Source organism: Citrobacter sp. RHBSTW-00887, assembly GCF_013728095.1.
GTDB lineage: Bacteria > Pseudomonadota > Gammaproteobacteria > Enterobacterales > Enterobacteriaceae > Citrobacter > Citrobacter braakii.
The window spans coordinates 5147289-5160937 of record NZ_CP056267.1 but is presented as its reverse complement, the minus strand read 5'-3'; the positions used below and the strand labels follow the sequence as shown (position 1 = coordinate 5160937).

The 13649-nt window shown below is 52.1% G+C and carries 15 protein-coding genes; 8 read left to right on the top strand and 7 right to left on the bottom strand.

Annotated elements, in window-relative coordinates; translation table 11 throughout:
- Positions 1–67 precede the first annotated feature (67 nt).
- The 6 genes from HV314_RS24635 to fabY all read left to right on the top strand — a co-directional run bounded on the left by HV314_RS24635 (position 68) and on the right by fabY (position 5290).
- Positions 68–1393: an MFS transporter gene (locus tag HV314_RS24635; protein WP_181546941.1), complete on the top strand. Its 1326-nt coding sequence runs from the start codon at positions 68–70 to the stop codon at positions 1391–1393.
- 30 nt (positions 1394–1423) lie between these two features.
- Positions 1424–2314 carry an aldose epimerase family protein gene (locus HV314_RS24630; protein WP_181546939.1) on the top strand — a complete coding sequence of 297 codons (891 nt, stop codon included), beginning with the start codon at positions 1424–1426 and terminating at the stop codon, positions 2312–2314.
- A gap of 90 nt (positions 2315–2404) precedes the next feature.
- Entirely contained in the window at positions 2405–3004 is a 600-nt protein-coding gene (yihX, locus tag HV314_RS24625) for a glucose-1-phosphatase (RefSeq protein WP_016157873.1), read from the top strand.
- Complete coding sequence (locus HV314_RS24620; protein WP_019077938.1) at positions 2998–3870, top strand: virulence factor BrkB family protein; 873 nt, start codon at positions 2998–3000, stop codon at positions 3868–3870. Before yihX ends, HV314_RS24620 begins: the two co-directional genes overlap by 7 nt.
- Positions 3867–4304 (top strand): D-aminoacyl-tRNA deacylase, encoded by a 438-nt coding sequence (gene dtd / locus HV314_RS24615; protein WP_016157874.1) that lies wholly within the window; start codon positions 3867–3869, stop codon positions 4302–4304. The genes HV314_RS24620 and dtd overlap by 4 nt, the downstream gene beginning before the upstream one ends.
- A gap of 44 nt (positions 4305–4348) precedes the next feature.
- Positions 4349–5290: a fatty acid biosynthesis protein FabY gene (gene fabY, locus HV314_RS24610; protein WP_003825286.1), complete on the top strand. Its 942-nt coding sequence runs from the start codon at positions 4349–4351 to the stop codon at positions 5288–5290.
- A gap of 17 nt (positions 5291–5307) precedes the next feature.
- Here the strand turns inward: fabY and HV314_RS24605 are convergent, their stop codons facing one another.
- The 3 genes from HV314_RS24605 to HV314_RS24595 all read right to left on the bottom strand — a co-directional run bounded on the left by HV314_RS24605 (position 5308) and on the right by HV314_RS24595 (position 7082).
- Positions 5308–5760, bottom strand: a complete 453-nt coding sequence (locus HV314_RS24605; RefSeq protein ID WP_141876133.1) for a helix-turn-helix domain-containing protein — start codon at positions 5758–5760, stop codon at positions 5308–5310.
- A complete protein-coding gene (locus HV314_RS24600) occupies positions 5757–6068 on the bottom strand; it encodes a type II toxin-antitoxin system HigB family toxin (RefSeq protein WP_019077936.1) in 312 nt (103 codons plus the stop codon). Before HV314_RS24600 ends, HV314_RS24605 begins: the two co-directional genes overlap by 4 nt.
- Positions 6069–6152: 84 nt before the next feature.
- Positions 6153–7082, bottom strand: a complete 930-nt coding sequence (locus HV314_RS24595) for an alpha/beta hydrolase (protein WP_181546937.1) — start codon at positions 7080–7082, stop codon at positions 6153–6155.
- Between the two features lie 205 nt (positions 7083–7287).
- Here HV314_RS24595 and HV314_RS24590 point away from each other — a divergent pair, with 205 nt between their 5' ends.
- Together HV314_RS24590 and HV314_RS24585 are read left to right on the top strand one after the other, a co-directional pair.
- Positions 7288–7530 (top strand): CopG family transcriptional regulator, encoded by a 243-nt coding sequence (locus tag HV314_RS24590; protein WP_016155181.1) that lies wholly within the window; start codon positions 7288–7290, stop codon positions 7528–7530.
- On the top strand, positions 7530–7904 hold the full coding sequence (locus HV314_RS24585; protein ID WP_016155182.1) for a type II toxin-antitoxin system VapC family toxin: 375 nt from the start codon (positions 7530–7532) through the stop codon (positions 7902–7904). The genes HV314_RS24590 and HV314_RS24585 overlap by 1 nt, the downstream gene beginning before the upstream one ends.
- A 36-nt stretch (positions 7905–7940) precedes the next feature.
- Here the strand turns inward: HV314_RS24585 and fdhE are convergent, their stop codons facing one another.
- Genes fdhE through fdnG form a run of 4 tightly spaced genes read right to left on the bottom strand, consistent with a single transcriptional unit; the run spans position 7941 to position 13464 of the window.
- The gene (gene fdhE / locus HV314_RS24580) at positions 7941–8870 is read right to left on the bottom strand and encodes a formate dehydrogenase accessory protein FdhE (protein WP_003028685.1); all 930 of its coding nucleotides are present in this window, start codon (positions 8868–8870) and stop codon (positions 7941–7943) included.
- Entirely contained in the window at positions 8867–9502 is a 636-nt protein-coding gene (fdoI, locus tag HV314_RS24575) for a formate dehydrogenase cytochrome b556 subunit (protein ID WP_003028686.1), read from the bottom strand. Before fdoI ends, fdhE begins: the two co-directional genes overlap by 4 nt.
- Positions 9499–10401 (bottom strand): formate dehydrogenase O subunit beta, encoded by a 903-nt coding sequence (fdoH, locus tag HV314_RS24570; protein ID WP_003028691.1) that lies wholly within the window; start codon positions 10399–10401, stop codon positions 9499–9501. The genes fdoI and fdoH overlap by 4 nt, the downstream gene beginning before the upstream one ends.
- A gap of 12 nt (positions 10402–10413) precedes the next feature.
- Complete coding sequence (fdnG, locus tag HV314_RS24565; RefSeq protein WP_181546935.1) at positions 10414–13464, bottom strand: formate dehydrogenase-N subunit alpha; 3051 nt, start codon at positions 13462–13464, stop codon at positions 10414–10416.
- Between the last annotated feature and the right edge of the window lie 185 nt (positions 13465–13649).

Here is a 13649-nt window from a genome sequence, read left to right as displayed (position 1 = left end):
TCGTATATCCGCCGCTTTTTTAGTGATTTTATTGCGCAGATTTCTCGCCGACCCGGAGAGGAAAATTATGGCTGAAATAGAACATTTACCAGGGAAAGAGCTATCCGGCAAAGCCATGAGACGCGTTGTCATGGGCAGTTTCGCTGGCGCGTTGATGGAATGGTACGATTTTTTTATTTTCGGAACGGCAGCAGGGCTAGTCTTTGCTCCCCTGTTTTTCCCTGATAGCGATCCTTTTATTGGTTTAATCGCCGCATTCGCGACCTTTGGTGTGGGTTTTCTATCACGTCCGCTAGGGGGCATTGTTTTTGGCCATTTTGGCGATAAAGTCGGTCGAAAAATAACGTTGATTTGGACGTTAGCGATAGTTGGTTCCTCAACGTTTTTAATCGGCTTCATACCAACATACAAGGACATTGGTATCTGGGCCCCGATTATATTGATGGTTCTTCGTCTGGTGCAGGGGTTCGGTCTGGGTGGGGAATATGGCGGGGCTGCATTGATGACTATTGAATCTGCGCCTGAGGCGAAGCGCGGGTTTTTAGGTTCGCTCCCACAAACTGCAGCCTCGGTTGGGATTATGCTGGCGACAGGGGTGTTTGCATTATGCAATCACTTCCTGACCCAGGAAGAGTTTCTGGCCTGGGGATGGCGTATCCCTTTTTGGCTCTCTGCCATCATGTTAATTGTTGGGATGTTCATACGGTTACATACTGAAGAAACACTGGATTTTAAAAAACAAAAAACGGCTGTCTCACAGGAACAATCAGCACCACCGTTGATTGAACTTTTCCGTAAGCATCCGCGTAACATTCTGTTGGCGCTAGGGGCCAGGCTGGCAGAGAGCGTTTCGTCAAACATCATTAATGCCTTTGGTATTGTCTATATTTCCAGCCAGTTGGCATTATCAAGGGATATTCCACTCAACGGCATGCTAATCGCCTCAGCAATTGGCATTGTATGTTGTCCATTAATTGGTTGGATCTCTGACCGCGTTGGGCAACGGAAGATGTATTTATTTGGCGCTGGTTTTTGCATCCTTTTTGCATTCCCATTCTTCCTGCTGCTGGATACGAAAAGCACACTTATCATCTGGTGCTGCATGATTCTTGGCTATAACCTGGGGCCAACGATGATGTTTGCAGTACAGCCCACCTTATTTACTCGTATGTTCGGAACACGAGTGCGTTATACGGGTCTTTCATTTGCCTATCAGTTCTCCGCAATTCTGGGTGGGTTAAGCCCGCTAATTGCCTCCAGCTTGTTGGCGCTGGGAGGCGGGAAACCGTGGTATGTAGCACTGTTTCTGTTTGTTATCTCAATACTTTCATTCATTTGCGTCTGGCTTATTGAGCCACATTCAGACAATAAAAATGACGCTAATAACATTTAACTTCTTACCGAAATATCAGAGAGCAATAACATGAACAATGAATTGAATACTGAGCATTATCAAGCATTACAGCGTGCTTTTGATGCCGCCTGGCCGGGACCGATCGGTCAACCTATTTTGCTGGAAAAAGGACATTTACGTCTGCAAGTTTTTCCGCGTGATGGTGCCAGAATCACCTCGCTACAGGCATTTGGTTTTGAAGTGTTACGTCAATGGGAGCCACAGCGTAAAGCATTTCAGTATGGCTGCTTTCCTATGGTTCCTTGGGCAGGCCGCCTTGGCGATGCAACGTTGACAGTGGGGGAGAAACAGTACGTATTACCTGCTAACAAACCGCCTCATGCTCTACATGGTATGGCCTGTTATTCATCATGGGAAATTGTCGAACATAAAGCGGATACCTTGAAACTGCGCATGACACTGGGCGCTCCATGGCCATGGCAAGGAGAGGTCCTGCAAACGCTGACCATTGAAGACGATGCGCTAATTCTACGCTTAGAAATTCATACTTTGTCTGGAACATTCCCTGCATCAGCTGGATGGCACCCTTGGTTTGCAAAACGACTCGACCAGCAGAATGAACAAGAACAATTACAGGTACTTTTTGATGCTGATTGGCAGGAAGAGGCTGGAAACAATGAGCTACCAACCGGTAAAAAAATCCCTCCACAATCAGGTCCGTGGGATGACTGCTTTGGTTTTAATAACGGTCTCAATGTCAGATTACAGTGGCCTGGTAAGCTGAGTATGACAATGACATCGAGTGCGCAAATTCTGGTTGTCTTTGATAAACAGCCCGATGCAACTTGTGCCAATCCGCTTACTCAGGCGCCAAATGCGATAAATAGGACACCGCAGTTTGTCAGTGCAGGTCTTCCGTTGGTGATTGAGTCACGCTGGCAATTTGCACAGGAATTCTGATGGCTTAGCCAATAATCCCAACAGGGACGCATAGTCAAACTTCTCCTTTCCCGCTACAGTTATTCATCCACGGCGAATAAGGAGAAGGGCATGCTCTATATCTTTGATTTAGGTAATGTGATTGTCGATATCGACTTCAACCGCGTGTTGGGCACATGGAGCGATCTGAGCCGTGTACCGCTGGCCTCGCTGAAGCAAAGTTTCACCATGGGGGAGGCTTTTCACCAGCACGAGCGAGGTGAAATAACGGATGAAGCCTTTGCCGAGGCGCTATGTCATGACATGGCGCTGCCGCTAAGTTACGAGCAGTTCTCTCACGGCTGGCAGGCCGTTTTTGTGGCATTGCGCCCTGAAGTCATCGACATCATGCATAAGCTGCGTGAGCAGGGGCATCGGGTGGTCGTCTTGTCGAATACTAACCGTCTGCACACAACATTTTGGCCGGATGAATATCCTGAAATTCGTCAGGCTGCTGACCATATTTATCTTTCCCAGGATCTGGGCATGCGAAAACCGGAAGCGCGGATTTACCAGCATGTCCTGCAGTCTGAAGGTTTTTCTGCGGACGATGCGGTCTTTTTTGACGACAACGCCGATAATATTGAAGGAGCTAATCGGTTAGGGATTACCAGTATCCAGGTCGTCGATAAAACGACCATTCCTGACTATTTCGCGAAGTTGTTATGTTAAAAAATGTTCAGCAACAAGCCAGGCATCATACGCGTCCTGTACGGGCCTGGCTGAAGCTACTATGGCAGCGGATTGATGAGGACAACATGACGACGCTGGCAGGGAATCTTGCCTACGTTTCACTGCTCTCATTAGTGCCGCTTATCGCCGTTGTGTTTGCTCTTTTCGCCGCATTTCCGATGTTTTCCGACGTCAGTGCCCAGCTACGTCATTTTATTTTTGCAAACTTTATCCCGGCGACGGGAGACGTCATCCAGCGTTATATCGAACAGTTTGTCGCCAACTCGAACAAAATGACGGCCGTTGGGGCATGTGGGCTGATTGTCACGGCGTTATTGCTGATGTATGCCATTGATAATGCTCTGAATACTATCTGGCGCAGTAAGCGCACTCGTCCCAAAGTTTACTCTTTCGCCGTCTACTGGATGATTTTAACGCTGGGGCCGCTGCTGGCGGGGGCTAGTCTGGCGATCAGCTCTTATTTGTTGTCATTGCGCTGGGCCAGCGATCTCAACTCGGTGATTGATGACGTCTTGCGTATTTTCCCTCTGGTGCTTTCCTGGCTCTCGTTCTGGCTGCTTTACAGCATTGTACCAACTACGCGTGTGCCCAATCGTGATGCGGTTATTGGCGCCTTTGTGGCCGCCGTGTTGTTCGAGGCCGGAAAGAAAGGATTTGCGCTCTACATCACGATGTTCCCGTCGTATCAGCTCATTTACGGTGTCCTGGCGGTGATCCCCATTTTATTTGTCTGGGTATACTGGACGTGGTGTATCGTCTTGCTAGGCGCGGAAATAACTGTCACTCTCGGGGAATACCGCAAACTTAAACAAGCCGCAGAACAAGAAGAAGCAGATCAACCATGATTGCATTAATTCAGCGCGTAACCCGTGCCAGCGTCACCGTGGAGGGCGAGGTGACGGGTGAAATTGGCCCAGGACTTTTGGTCCTGTTAGGTGTCGAAAGGGATGATGACGAACAGAAAGCGAACCGTCTGTGCGAGCGCGTACTCGGCTATCGAATCTTTAGCGATGCCGAAGGAAAAATGAACCTCAACGTGCAGCAATCAGGTGGCAGTGTGCTGGTGGTTTCACAGTTCACGCTGGCGGCAGATACCGAACGTGGCATGCGCCCGGGGTTTTCGAAAGGCGCTTCGCCCGAGCGGGCAGAAGCGCTGTATGAATACTTTGTTGAGCGTTGCCGCCAACAGGAAATGAATACGCAAACCGGTCGATTCGCTGCGGATATGCAGGTTTCACTGGTTAATGATGGCCCCGTGACGTTCTGGTTACAAGTATGAACCAGCTACCGGTGTGGCCGCGGGCAACAAGAGAGAATACGACTATGTATCACCTTCGAGTACCGCAAACAGAAGAAGAGTTGGAGCGTTACTACCAGTTTCGCTGGGAGATGTTGCGTAAACCGTTGCACCAGCCCAAAGGCTCCGAACGGGATGCCTGGGACGCGATGGCGCATCACCAGATGGTGGTGGACGAAGAGGGAAATCTGGTCGCGGTTGGGCGTTTGTATATCAATGCGGATAACGAAGCCTCCATACGCTTTATGGCCGTTGACCCCTCTGTGCAGGAGAAAGGGTTGGGCACGCTGATGGCGATGACCCTGGAGTCTGTGGCGCGTCAGGAAGGGGTAAAACGCGTAACCTGTAGCGCCCGTGAAGATGCGGTCGAATTTTTCGCCAAACTGGGGTTTGTGAGTCAGGGCGAAATTACCACGCCACAAACCACGCCGGTGCGCCATTTTTTGATGATTAAACCCATCGCAACGCTGGACGACATTCTCCATCGCGGGGACTGGTGCGGACAGCTACAGCAAGCCTGGTACGAACATATTCCATTGAGTGAGAAAATGGGCGTGCGCATTCAGCAGTACACCGGGCAGAAATTTATTACGACGATGCCAGAGACAGGCAATCAGAACCCGCACCATACGCTGTTTGCCGGAAGCCTGTTTTCACTGGCGACGTTAACGGGCTGGGGGCTTATCTGGCTGATGCTGCGCGAGCGTCATCTGGGGGGGACGATAATCCTCGCCGACGCGCATATCCGATACAGCAGGCCAATTACCGGGAAACCTACCGCTATTGCCGATCTGGGCTCGCTGAGCGGTGACCTGGACCGTCTGGCAAGAGGCCGCAAGGCGCGCGTTCAGATGCAGGTCGGGGTGTTTGGCGATGACACGCCGGGCGTCGTGTTTGAAGGTACCTACATTGTGCTACCCGCGAAACCGTTTGGCGCATATGAAGAGGGCGGGAATGAGGAAGAGTAGGTCAGAGGGGATCCTCTTTACTCGATGAATGCGTCTGCCGGAAGGTTAAAGCGTTCTGCGAGCATTTTAATATGACTTACAGTCAGTGCTCTGCGACCATTCAAGATGTTGCTGACATTGGATTTTGAACCAAGTTCGTTGGCAAGATCTGCTGCTTTGAGACCATATTGATCCATGAGCGTACGCAGTAACGCAACGCCATGAGGAGTATGTTCCAGTTGTTGGTTGAGGGCACTGAACTCAGGCGCATGTTTTTCGTAGTCGCGGATCCGAGCTGAAAGCAGCTCAAACAACGGGTTTTCCAGGTCGTCACGATCAACCAGAAACTCCACCAAAGCGAGTGCTTTTCGGTACTCTGTCTCATTTTGTTCTTTGCCTAACAGGGGGATTTTTTTCACTGCATCGGTAAAGGTATCGATCATCAATTTTACACTGGCTGTGTCTATCTGATGGCTTTCATGCGTTCTCATTCTTTGTGACCCCGATAGTATGTGGTTAGTCTGTCATACTCGGCATGGTGAACGATATGCTTCACAAATACCTTTTGCAGTTTGAAATCAATATAGGCAATAAGTCTCAAGCAGTTACCTGAAACATTAATCACCCACCATTTATTTCTGTATTTAAAATTATCCAGTGAAGGTATGTACTGCTTCATCTCTTCAGGAGTGTGGAACATTTTTTTCTCTAAAATATTCAGCAAATCAACGAGTGCTGCCATGTGGTTTGGAAAACGGAGTATTGCCTCGTTGAAAGGTTTTCGGCTGATAACATGCATGGTGTAGTTCCATTACAAGGTTTTCAACCTGAAAACAAAATAACGCAAGGTAATTAAGTTTTCAAGATGAAAGCAAAATATTAATCAAGCATGTCTTCCTGCTATAGGATTAACGATGCGCCAGGCCACATCTCGCATAACATTTCGTGCCGCCTGGCTCACTCCTGCCAGCTGGAAAAATCCGTGGATAACGCCAAGATAGCGTTGGCAGGTACACTCCACGCCCTGCTCCTGGAACCGTTGATACAGGGCTTCGCCCTCATCGCGCAGTGGGTCGAATTCGGCTGTAATGATGTGCGTGGGCGGCAGACCGTTGAAGTCTTCACGCCAGACAGGGCTGGCTTCGGGATGCCGCAGGTCGGTTTGCGGCAAATACATCTCGTAGCCCGAAAGCAACGTGTCACGTGTGATAATGTAATCCTGCCCATTTCGGTCGTAGCTCTCAAACTTGGCGGTCGCGTCCAGCATCGGGTAAATCAGCATTAGCTGCGCAGGTTGCCATTGATTGGCAGCTTTCAGGCGCAGTGCAGTGATCAGCGCCAGATGCCCGCCCGCACTGTCGCCAGCAAGCGTAATCCTGCCGCGGTCGACACCCAGTTTCTGGGCATACTTCCAGATAATATTGGCTCCCGTTTCAGCGTCGTTATGTGCAGCCGGGAAAGTATGCTCTGGTGCAAGGCGATACTGCACCGCAATGACTCGACAGCCGCTGTACCAGGCGAGCTGCCTTAGCTGGTTATCATGCGTCGCGAATCCGCCACTGACAAAGCAGCCGCCGTGATAATAGATAACGCAGGGTAGATTTCCCGTGGCGCCCCGCGGCGAAACAACGCGAAATGTCATTGCATCGAGTTCAATATCTTCAACCTGTACGCGGGTTTCAGTTTCTCCTGCTAGTACCGTGTTGGCAATGTAGCCAGCTCTCCGGTCATCAATATTTTGCTCGCGCGAAGAAGGGCGTCCCGCCGCGATAAATGCCTCAACCAGCTGTGCAATCCCGCTTTCCAGTGCCATTTATTATTTTCCTTATCTGTATGGATATACAGTCTTATAACCTGGATAACCACGAATGAGAATGGGAAAAGTGACGGGGTGTACGATTCTGGAAAGCGGCTCGCAAAAGTAAAAATCGTTCGCGTGAAGGCTATTTTCTCGCTTTTCTCGGGTGTATGTTGTGTGGAAATTAATCGCCAATGATATACTGGAGGTATATGTGAGTATGATGGCTGGGATGGATATGGGCAGAATTTTACTCGATTTATCAGACGAAGTGATCAAACGTCTTGATGATCTCAAGGTGCAGCGTAATCTGCCGCGGGCCGAGCTTTTGCGGGAGGCTGTTGAACAGTATCTTGAGAGGCAGGATCAAGCTGAAACGACAATTTCACGTGCTCTTGGGCTATGGCAAGGTTGTGAGGAAGATGGCGTTGATTATCAGCGTAAACTCCGTGAGGAATGGTAATGGTCACAGGATCTGCGCTTTTTGATACCAACATCCTCATCGACCTGTTTAGCGGGCGAAGTGAAGCAAAACTAGCGATAGAAACATGGCCGCCGCAGAACGCAATCAGCCTCATTACATGGATGGAGTTGATGGTGGGCGCAAAAAAATATCATCAGGAATCTCGCACACGCGTTGCGCTAGGCGCTTTTAATGTGATCGGTGTTTCACAGGATATTGCTGAACGAAGCGTGAGTATCAGGCAGGAATATGGGATGAAATTGCCGGATGCCATCATTTTGGCCACTGCGCAGATTCATCGTCTTACACTGGTTACGCGTAATACCAGGGATTTTGCAGGCATATCCGGCGTGGTCACACCGTATACGTTATAACCCGGGCGACCTGCGCCGCCCGGTAGTGCGAAGAACTTACTCCCCTTCACCCGGGAACAGGAACGGGTTGATGGAGCTGCGGGCAAAGCCCTCTTGCTCCATGTGTGCGTCCAGCATCAGTGAAGCGAGATCGTCGGCTACGGCCTCGACTTTCGGGTCTTTTTCCTGATAGAGAATCTTCAGGTAAGTCCCGCAATCGCCGCAGCTTTCAGCTTTAATGGCCGCCTGTTCGTTATCCAGCGACCAGTAGTTCAAATCACGGCTCTGCTCGCAGTTGCTGCACTTCACGCGCACCACGTGCCACTCGGTTTCGCACAGGTTGCAGTGCAAATAGCGCAGCCCCTGAGTGGTACCGATTTGCACCATGCTGGAGACCGGCATTGAACCACACACCGGGCAGTACTGACGCTGTTCGCCGTATTCCGCACGGGCTTTGCCGGGGATCAGGCTCGCCATCTGCGCCCAGTAGAGCGACAGGGCAGCCCAAATGAACGGTGCTTTGTCGCTGCTGACGGAGGCGAAATCGGAGGCAAACAGCGCGCTGGCCATCAGTTCCAGCTCCTGCTCCGAGGCTTTTTCCAGATTCTCGATTACGGCCAGCGCAGGGCCGCTCATTTCCGGCTTCAGCTCAGCAATTAGCGATTGCAGCAGTTTTTGCCAGTGCTTGTCGCGTGGCAGAACGTGGATATCCAGTGGCGGTTTGCCCTGATCGTTCGCTTCTTTGATGCGAGCGGTCAGATCCATCTGCAGCGGATGGTCGTACAACACCACTTCCTGCGCGTGAGCGATCAGCGCGGCAAAACGCAGGTAATCACCCAGCGGGTTGTTCTCGGCCAGTTCGCGCAGACGTTCAGCGCGGCGGTTATACAAATTTTTGAGTCTGGGGAATAATAACGGCGGAATCATATCCGCCGTGCGTTTCTCGCTCTTCTCCAGCTCATCTTGCGGGATTATGCGAATACTCATTCAGATGACTTTTCCTGTTTCTGGCGGACTTCACGGTACCAGCGCGGGTGATGTTTCTTCGCCCATGAGCTGGTAACCCATCCTTCCACCATCGCGGTAATGGTGCCTTTCACCCAAAGGGCGGCGTAAATGTGCACCATGATAACCACAATTAACGCTACTGCGGCAAATGAATGCAGCATTAACGCGAATCGGATCACCGGGATTGAGAAAGCAGGCGCAAAATACGGACGCCAGATGACCACTCCGCTCACCAGCAACAGGACCAGGAAGATAATCGCCGCCCAGAATACGCATTTCTGGCCGAAGTTATAACGTCCCGTGTCACCTACTTCCTCGTTGACGACAATCTTACGAATATTCTTCGCCCAAAAGATATCATCCCGATTGATTAGATTGTGGTGCCAGTAACGGAAAAACATGATGATAAACGAGGCAAACATGATCACGCCGACAAACGGGTGCACAATTCGCGCCAGTTGCGGCGTGCCCATGATGTGCATCAGCCAGTTAAAAGACGGGAAGAGAAAACCCATCCCGCTCACTGCTGCCAGAATGAAGCAGAAGGCGGTGATCCAGTGGTTGATGCGTTCCGGCGCCGTGTAGCGCACGATGGTGTCACGTCGTTTCATTTGCGCACCTCGTCTTTTTCTTCATGCAGATTGTCTTCTTCCTCTTCCGCACGGTTCGGGCCTACGCCGACGTAGTGGAAGATACTGGCCGCAAATGTCGCTGCAAAGCCGACGGCTGCGAGAGGTTTCCAGATGCCTTTCCAGAACTTCACGGTGGCGCTGATTTCCGGGTTCTCCGGCAGACCGTGGTACAGATTCGGCTTGTCCGCATGGTGCAATACGTACATCACGTGCGTACCGCCAACGCCTGCCGGATCGTACAGACCCGCGTTTTCGTAACCACGCGTTTTCAGCTCCGCCACGCGCTCACCGGCCAGCGTTTTCATCGACTCTTTGGTGCCGAAATGAATAGCGCCGGTTGGACACGTTTTCACGCAGGCTGGTTCTTGTCCGACCACTACACGGTCAACGCACAGCGTACATTTGTAAACGCGGTTGTCTTCCGGGTTGAGGCGCGGCACGTCGAACGGGCAGCCCGCGATACAGTAGCCACAGCCGATGCACTGCTCGGACTGGAAGTCGACGATACCGTTGGCATACTGAATGATTGCTCCTTCGGCCGGACACGCTTTCAGGCAGCCCGGATCGGCGCAGTGCATACAGCCATCCTTGCGGATAAGCCACTCCAGTTTGTCGTTTTGTTCCACTTCCGAGAAGCGCATTACCGTCCAGGATTTAGCGGTCAAATCAGCCGGGTTGTCGTACACCCCAACGTTGTTGCCCACTTCATCACGGATGTCGTTCCATTCTGAACACGCCACCTGACACGCTTTACAGCCGATACAGGTGGTGACGTCGATAAGCTTCGCCACCTCTTCCTGATGGTCCCGCGCCTGAGGCGCGGGGGTGAAACCGTTAGTGGCGGAACGACGAATGATGTCTTGCGATTGATAAGCCATAGGTCGTCTCCGTTACACCTTTTCCACGTTCACGAGGAAGGACTTAAATTCCGGCGTCTGCGTGTTCGCATCACCGACGAATGGCGTTAACGTGTTAGCGATAAAGCCTTTTTTCGCCACACCTTCGTAGCCCCAGTGAATTGGGATTCCGATAGTGTCGATATCCTGACCGTTGGCCTTCAACGTGCGAATACGTTTGGTCACCACCGCTTTGGCTTTAATGTAGCCACGGTTAGAGGAGACTTTGACGGTATCGCCATGAGAGATACCGAGCTTATTCGCCAGCTTCTCGCCAATTTCCACAAACTGCTCCGGCTGGGCGATAGCGTTAAGCAGCGCATGCTTAGTCCAGTAGTGGAAGTGCTCGGTCAGACGGTAGGTCGTACCGACGTACGGGAACTTATCCGCTTTACCCAGTGCTTCCGCGTCACCTTTAAAGATACGTGCGGCAGGGTTAGAGATAACGTTCGGGTGCAGCGGGTTAGTCCCCAGCGGCGTTTCAAACGGCTCGTAGTGTTCCGGGAACGGACCTTCTGCCATCTTATCGATAGCAAACAGGCGTCCCATCCCTTCCGGCTGCATGATGAACGGCCCAACGTTGCTGCCCGGCGCGGCGGCACTGTAGTCAGGAATATCCATCCCGCTCCATTTCGCCCCGTCCCATTTCAGAATCTGACGTTTTGGATCCCACGGATTCCCCTGCGGGTCAGCGGAGGCGCGGTTATACAGAATGCGGCGGTTGAGCGGCCACGCCCATGCCCAGCCCAGCGTATTGCCAAGGCCTGACGGATCGGCGTTATCGCGACGTGCCATCTGGTTGCCTTCCGGCGTCCAGCTACCGGCAAAAATCCAGCAGCCGCTGGAGGTGGTACCGTCGTCACGCAGTTGGGCGAACGAGCTAAGCTGTTGGCCTTTCTTGACGATAACGGCACCGGTGGCCGGGTCGGTAATGTCGGCCAGGGCTTTACCGTTGCTCTCCATCGCCACTTCTTCCGAAGCCGGTTCGTGTGGGGTGGAGTAGTTCCAGGTCATGCTCAGTACCTGTTCCGGATTCGCGCCACCCTGCTCGGCATACATCTTGCGCAGACGCAGGAAGATACCGGCGAGGATTTCACCATCGGTAACGGCAATTCCTGGGGCATCCGCACCTTTCCAGTGCCACTGCAACCAGCGACCGGAGTTGACGATAGAACCGTTCTCTTCGGCGAAGCAGGTGGACGGCAGACGGAATACTTCGGTCTGGATTTTCGACGGGTCAACATCGTTCGACTCACCGTGGTTCTGCCAGAAGGTGGAGGTCTCTGTGTTGAGCGGGTCGATGGTGACCAGGAACTTCAGTTTGGACAGTGAAGCCACAACCTTGTTTTTATTCGGGAATGATGCGACCGGGTTAAAGCCCTGGCAGATATAGCCATTCACTTTGCCCTGGTTCATCATCTCGAAGTACTGCAGGACGTCGTACCCTTTATCCCACTTCGGCAGCCAGTCGAAGCCCCAGCTGTTTTCCGCTGTCGCTTTATCGCCAAAGAAGGCTTTCATCATCGAAACGAAGAATTTCGGGTAGTTGCCCCAGTAGTTCACCTGGCCTTCCAGCAACGGTTTTGGCGTGTTGGCGGCAAGGTAAGTTTGCAGGTCAGTTTGCTTCTCGCTTGGCAGCGTCATGTAGCCCGGCAGGCTTTGTGACAGCAGACCTAAGTCGGTCAGACCCTGAATGTTAGAGTGTCCGCGCAGAGCGTTAACGCCGCCGCCTGCCATCCCCATATTGCCCAGCAGCAACTGGATCATCGCCATGGTACGGATGTTCTGCGCACCAACGGAGTGTTGCGTCCAGCCCAGTGCGTACAGGAACGACGCGGTTTTATCTGGGCGGCTTGTTTCTGCGATGTACTCACAGACCTTCAGGAAGTCGGCCTTTGGCGTACCGCAGATATTTTCTACGACGTCCGGCGTGTAGCGGGAGACGTGCTGTTTCAGCAGGTTCCATACGCAGCGCGGGTGTTGCAGGGTGACATCGCGTTTGGCGAAGCCTTTTTCATCCAGTTCGTAGTTCCAACTGGTTTTGTCATACTTGCGTTTGTCCGCGTCGTAGCCGGTAAACAGGCCATCTTCGAAACCGTAATCCTCACGCACGATCAGGCTGGCGTTGGTATAGGCTTCAGTGTATTCGCGGTTGAATTTTTCGTTGTTCAGCAGGTACAGCAAAACGCCTGACAGGAAAGCAATGTCAGTACCGGAACGAATCGGAGCATAGAAATCAGCCACCGCCGCGGTTCGCGTAAAGCGCGGATCGATAACAATCAGCTTCGCGCCGTTGTGAATTTTGGCTTCCATCGCCCAGCGGAACCCGACCGGGTGAGCTTCAGCGGCGTTACCGCCCATCACCACAACGAGGTTGGCGTTTTTAATGTCGACCCAGTGGTTGGTCATCGCACCGCGACCAAATGTTGGAGCAAGACTTGCTACCGTTGGTCCGTGTCAGACGCGTGCCTGGTTGTCGACCGCGAGCATACCAAGCGCGCGGGAGAATTTTTGTGTTAAATAGCCGGTTTCGTTACTGGAAGCGGAAGCACACAGCATCCCGGTGGAAAGCCAGCGGTTAACGGTTACGCCTTCGGCGTTTTGTGCAACGTAGTTAGCGTCGCGATCTTCTTTCATCAGCTTAGCGATGCGGTCAAATGCCTCATCCCAGCTAATCTGTTGCCACTTATCAGAGCCAGGTGTGCGGTATTCCGGGAATTTCAGGCGGCTTTCAGAGTGGATGAAGTCCACAAGTCCTGCCCCTTTCGGGCACAGTGCGCCACGGTTCACCGGGTGATCCGGGTCCCCTTCGATATGGAAGATGGATGCTTTGGCGTTTTTTGCTCCGTCACCGAGACTGTACATTAACAGTCCACAGCCAACGGAACAGTAAGTGCAGGTGTTACGGGTTTCGCGGGTGCGCAGCAATTTATATTGCCGTGTTTCCGCTAGCGCTACGCCGGGTGCAAAGCCCAGTGCCGCTGCCGTGGTGCCTGCCATACCGCCAGCGCAGATCTTAAAGAACTGCCTTCTGCTGACCTGCATGGTTCGCTCCTTGTTTCGACATTGTCACGTTCCCTTCGTTTTCCTATAACGCGAACGCGAGGGAAGTGGTTGTTATTTTTCTTTGCGGACGGGACCGCAAAGGTCCAGAATTGGGTGAATTTCCCTCCGTCCAGGAGGGGTTTGTAAAGAATACCACAATGTTGGTATGCGTGTTCCAATACGGT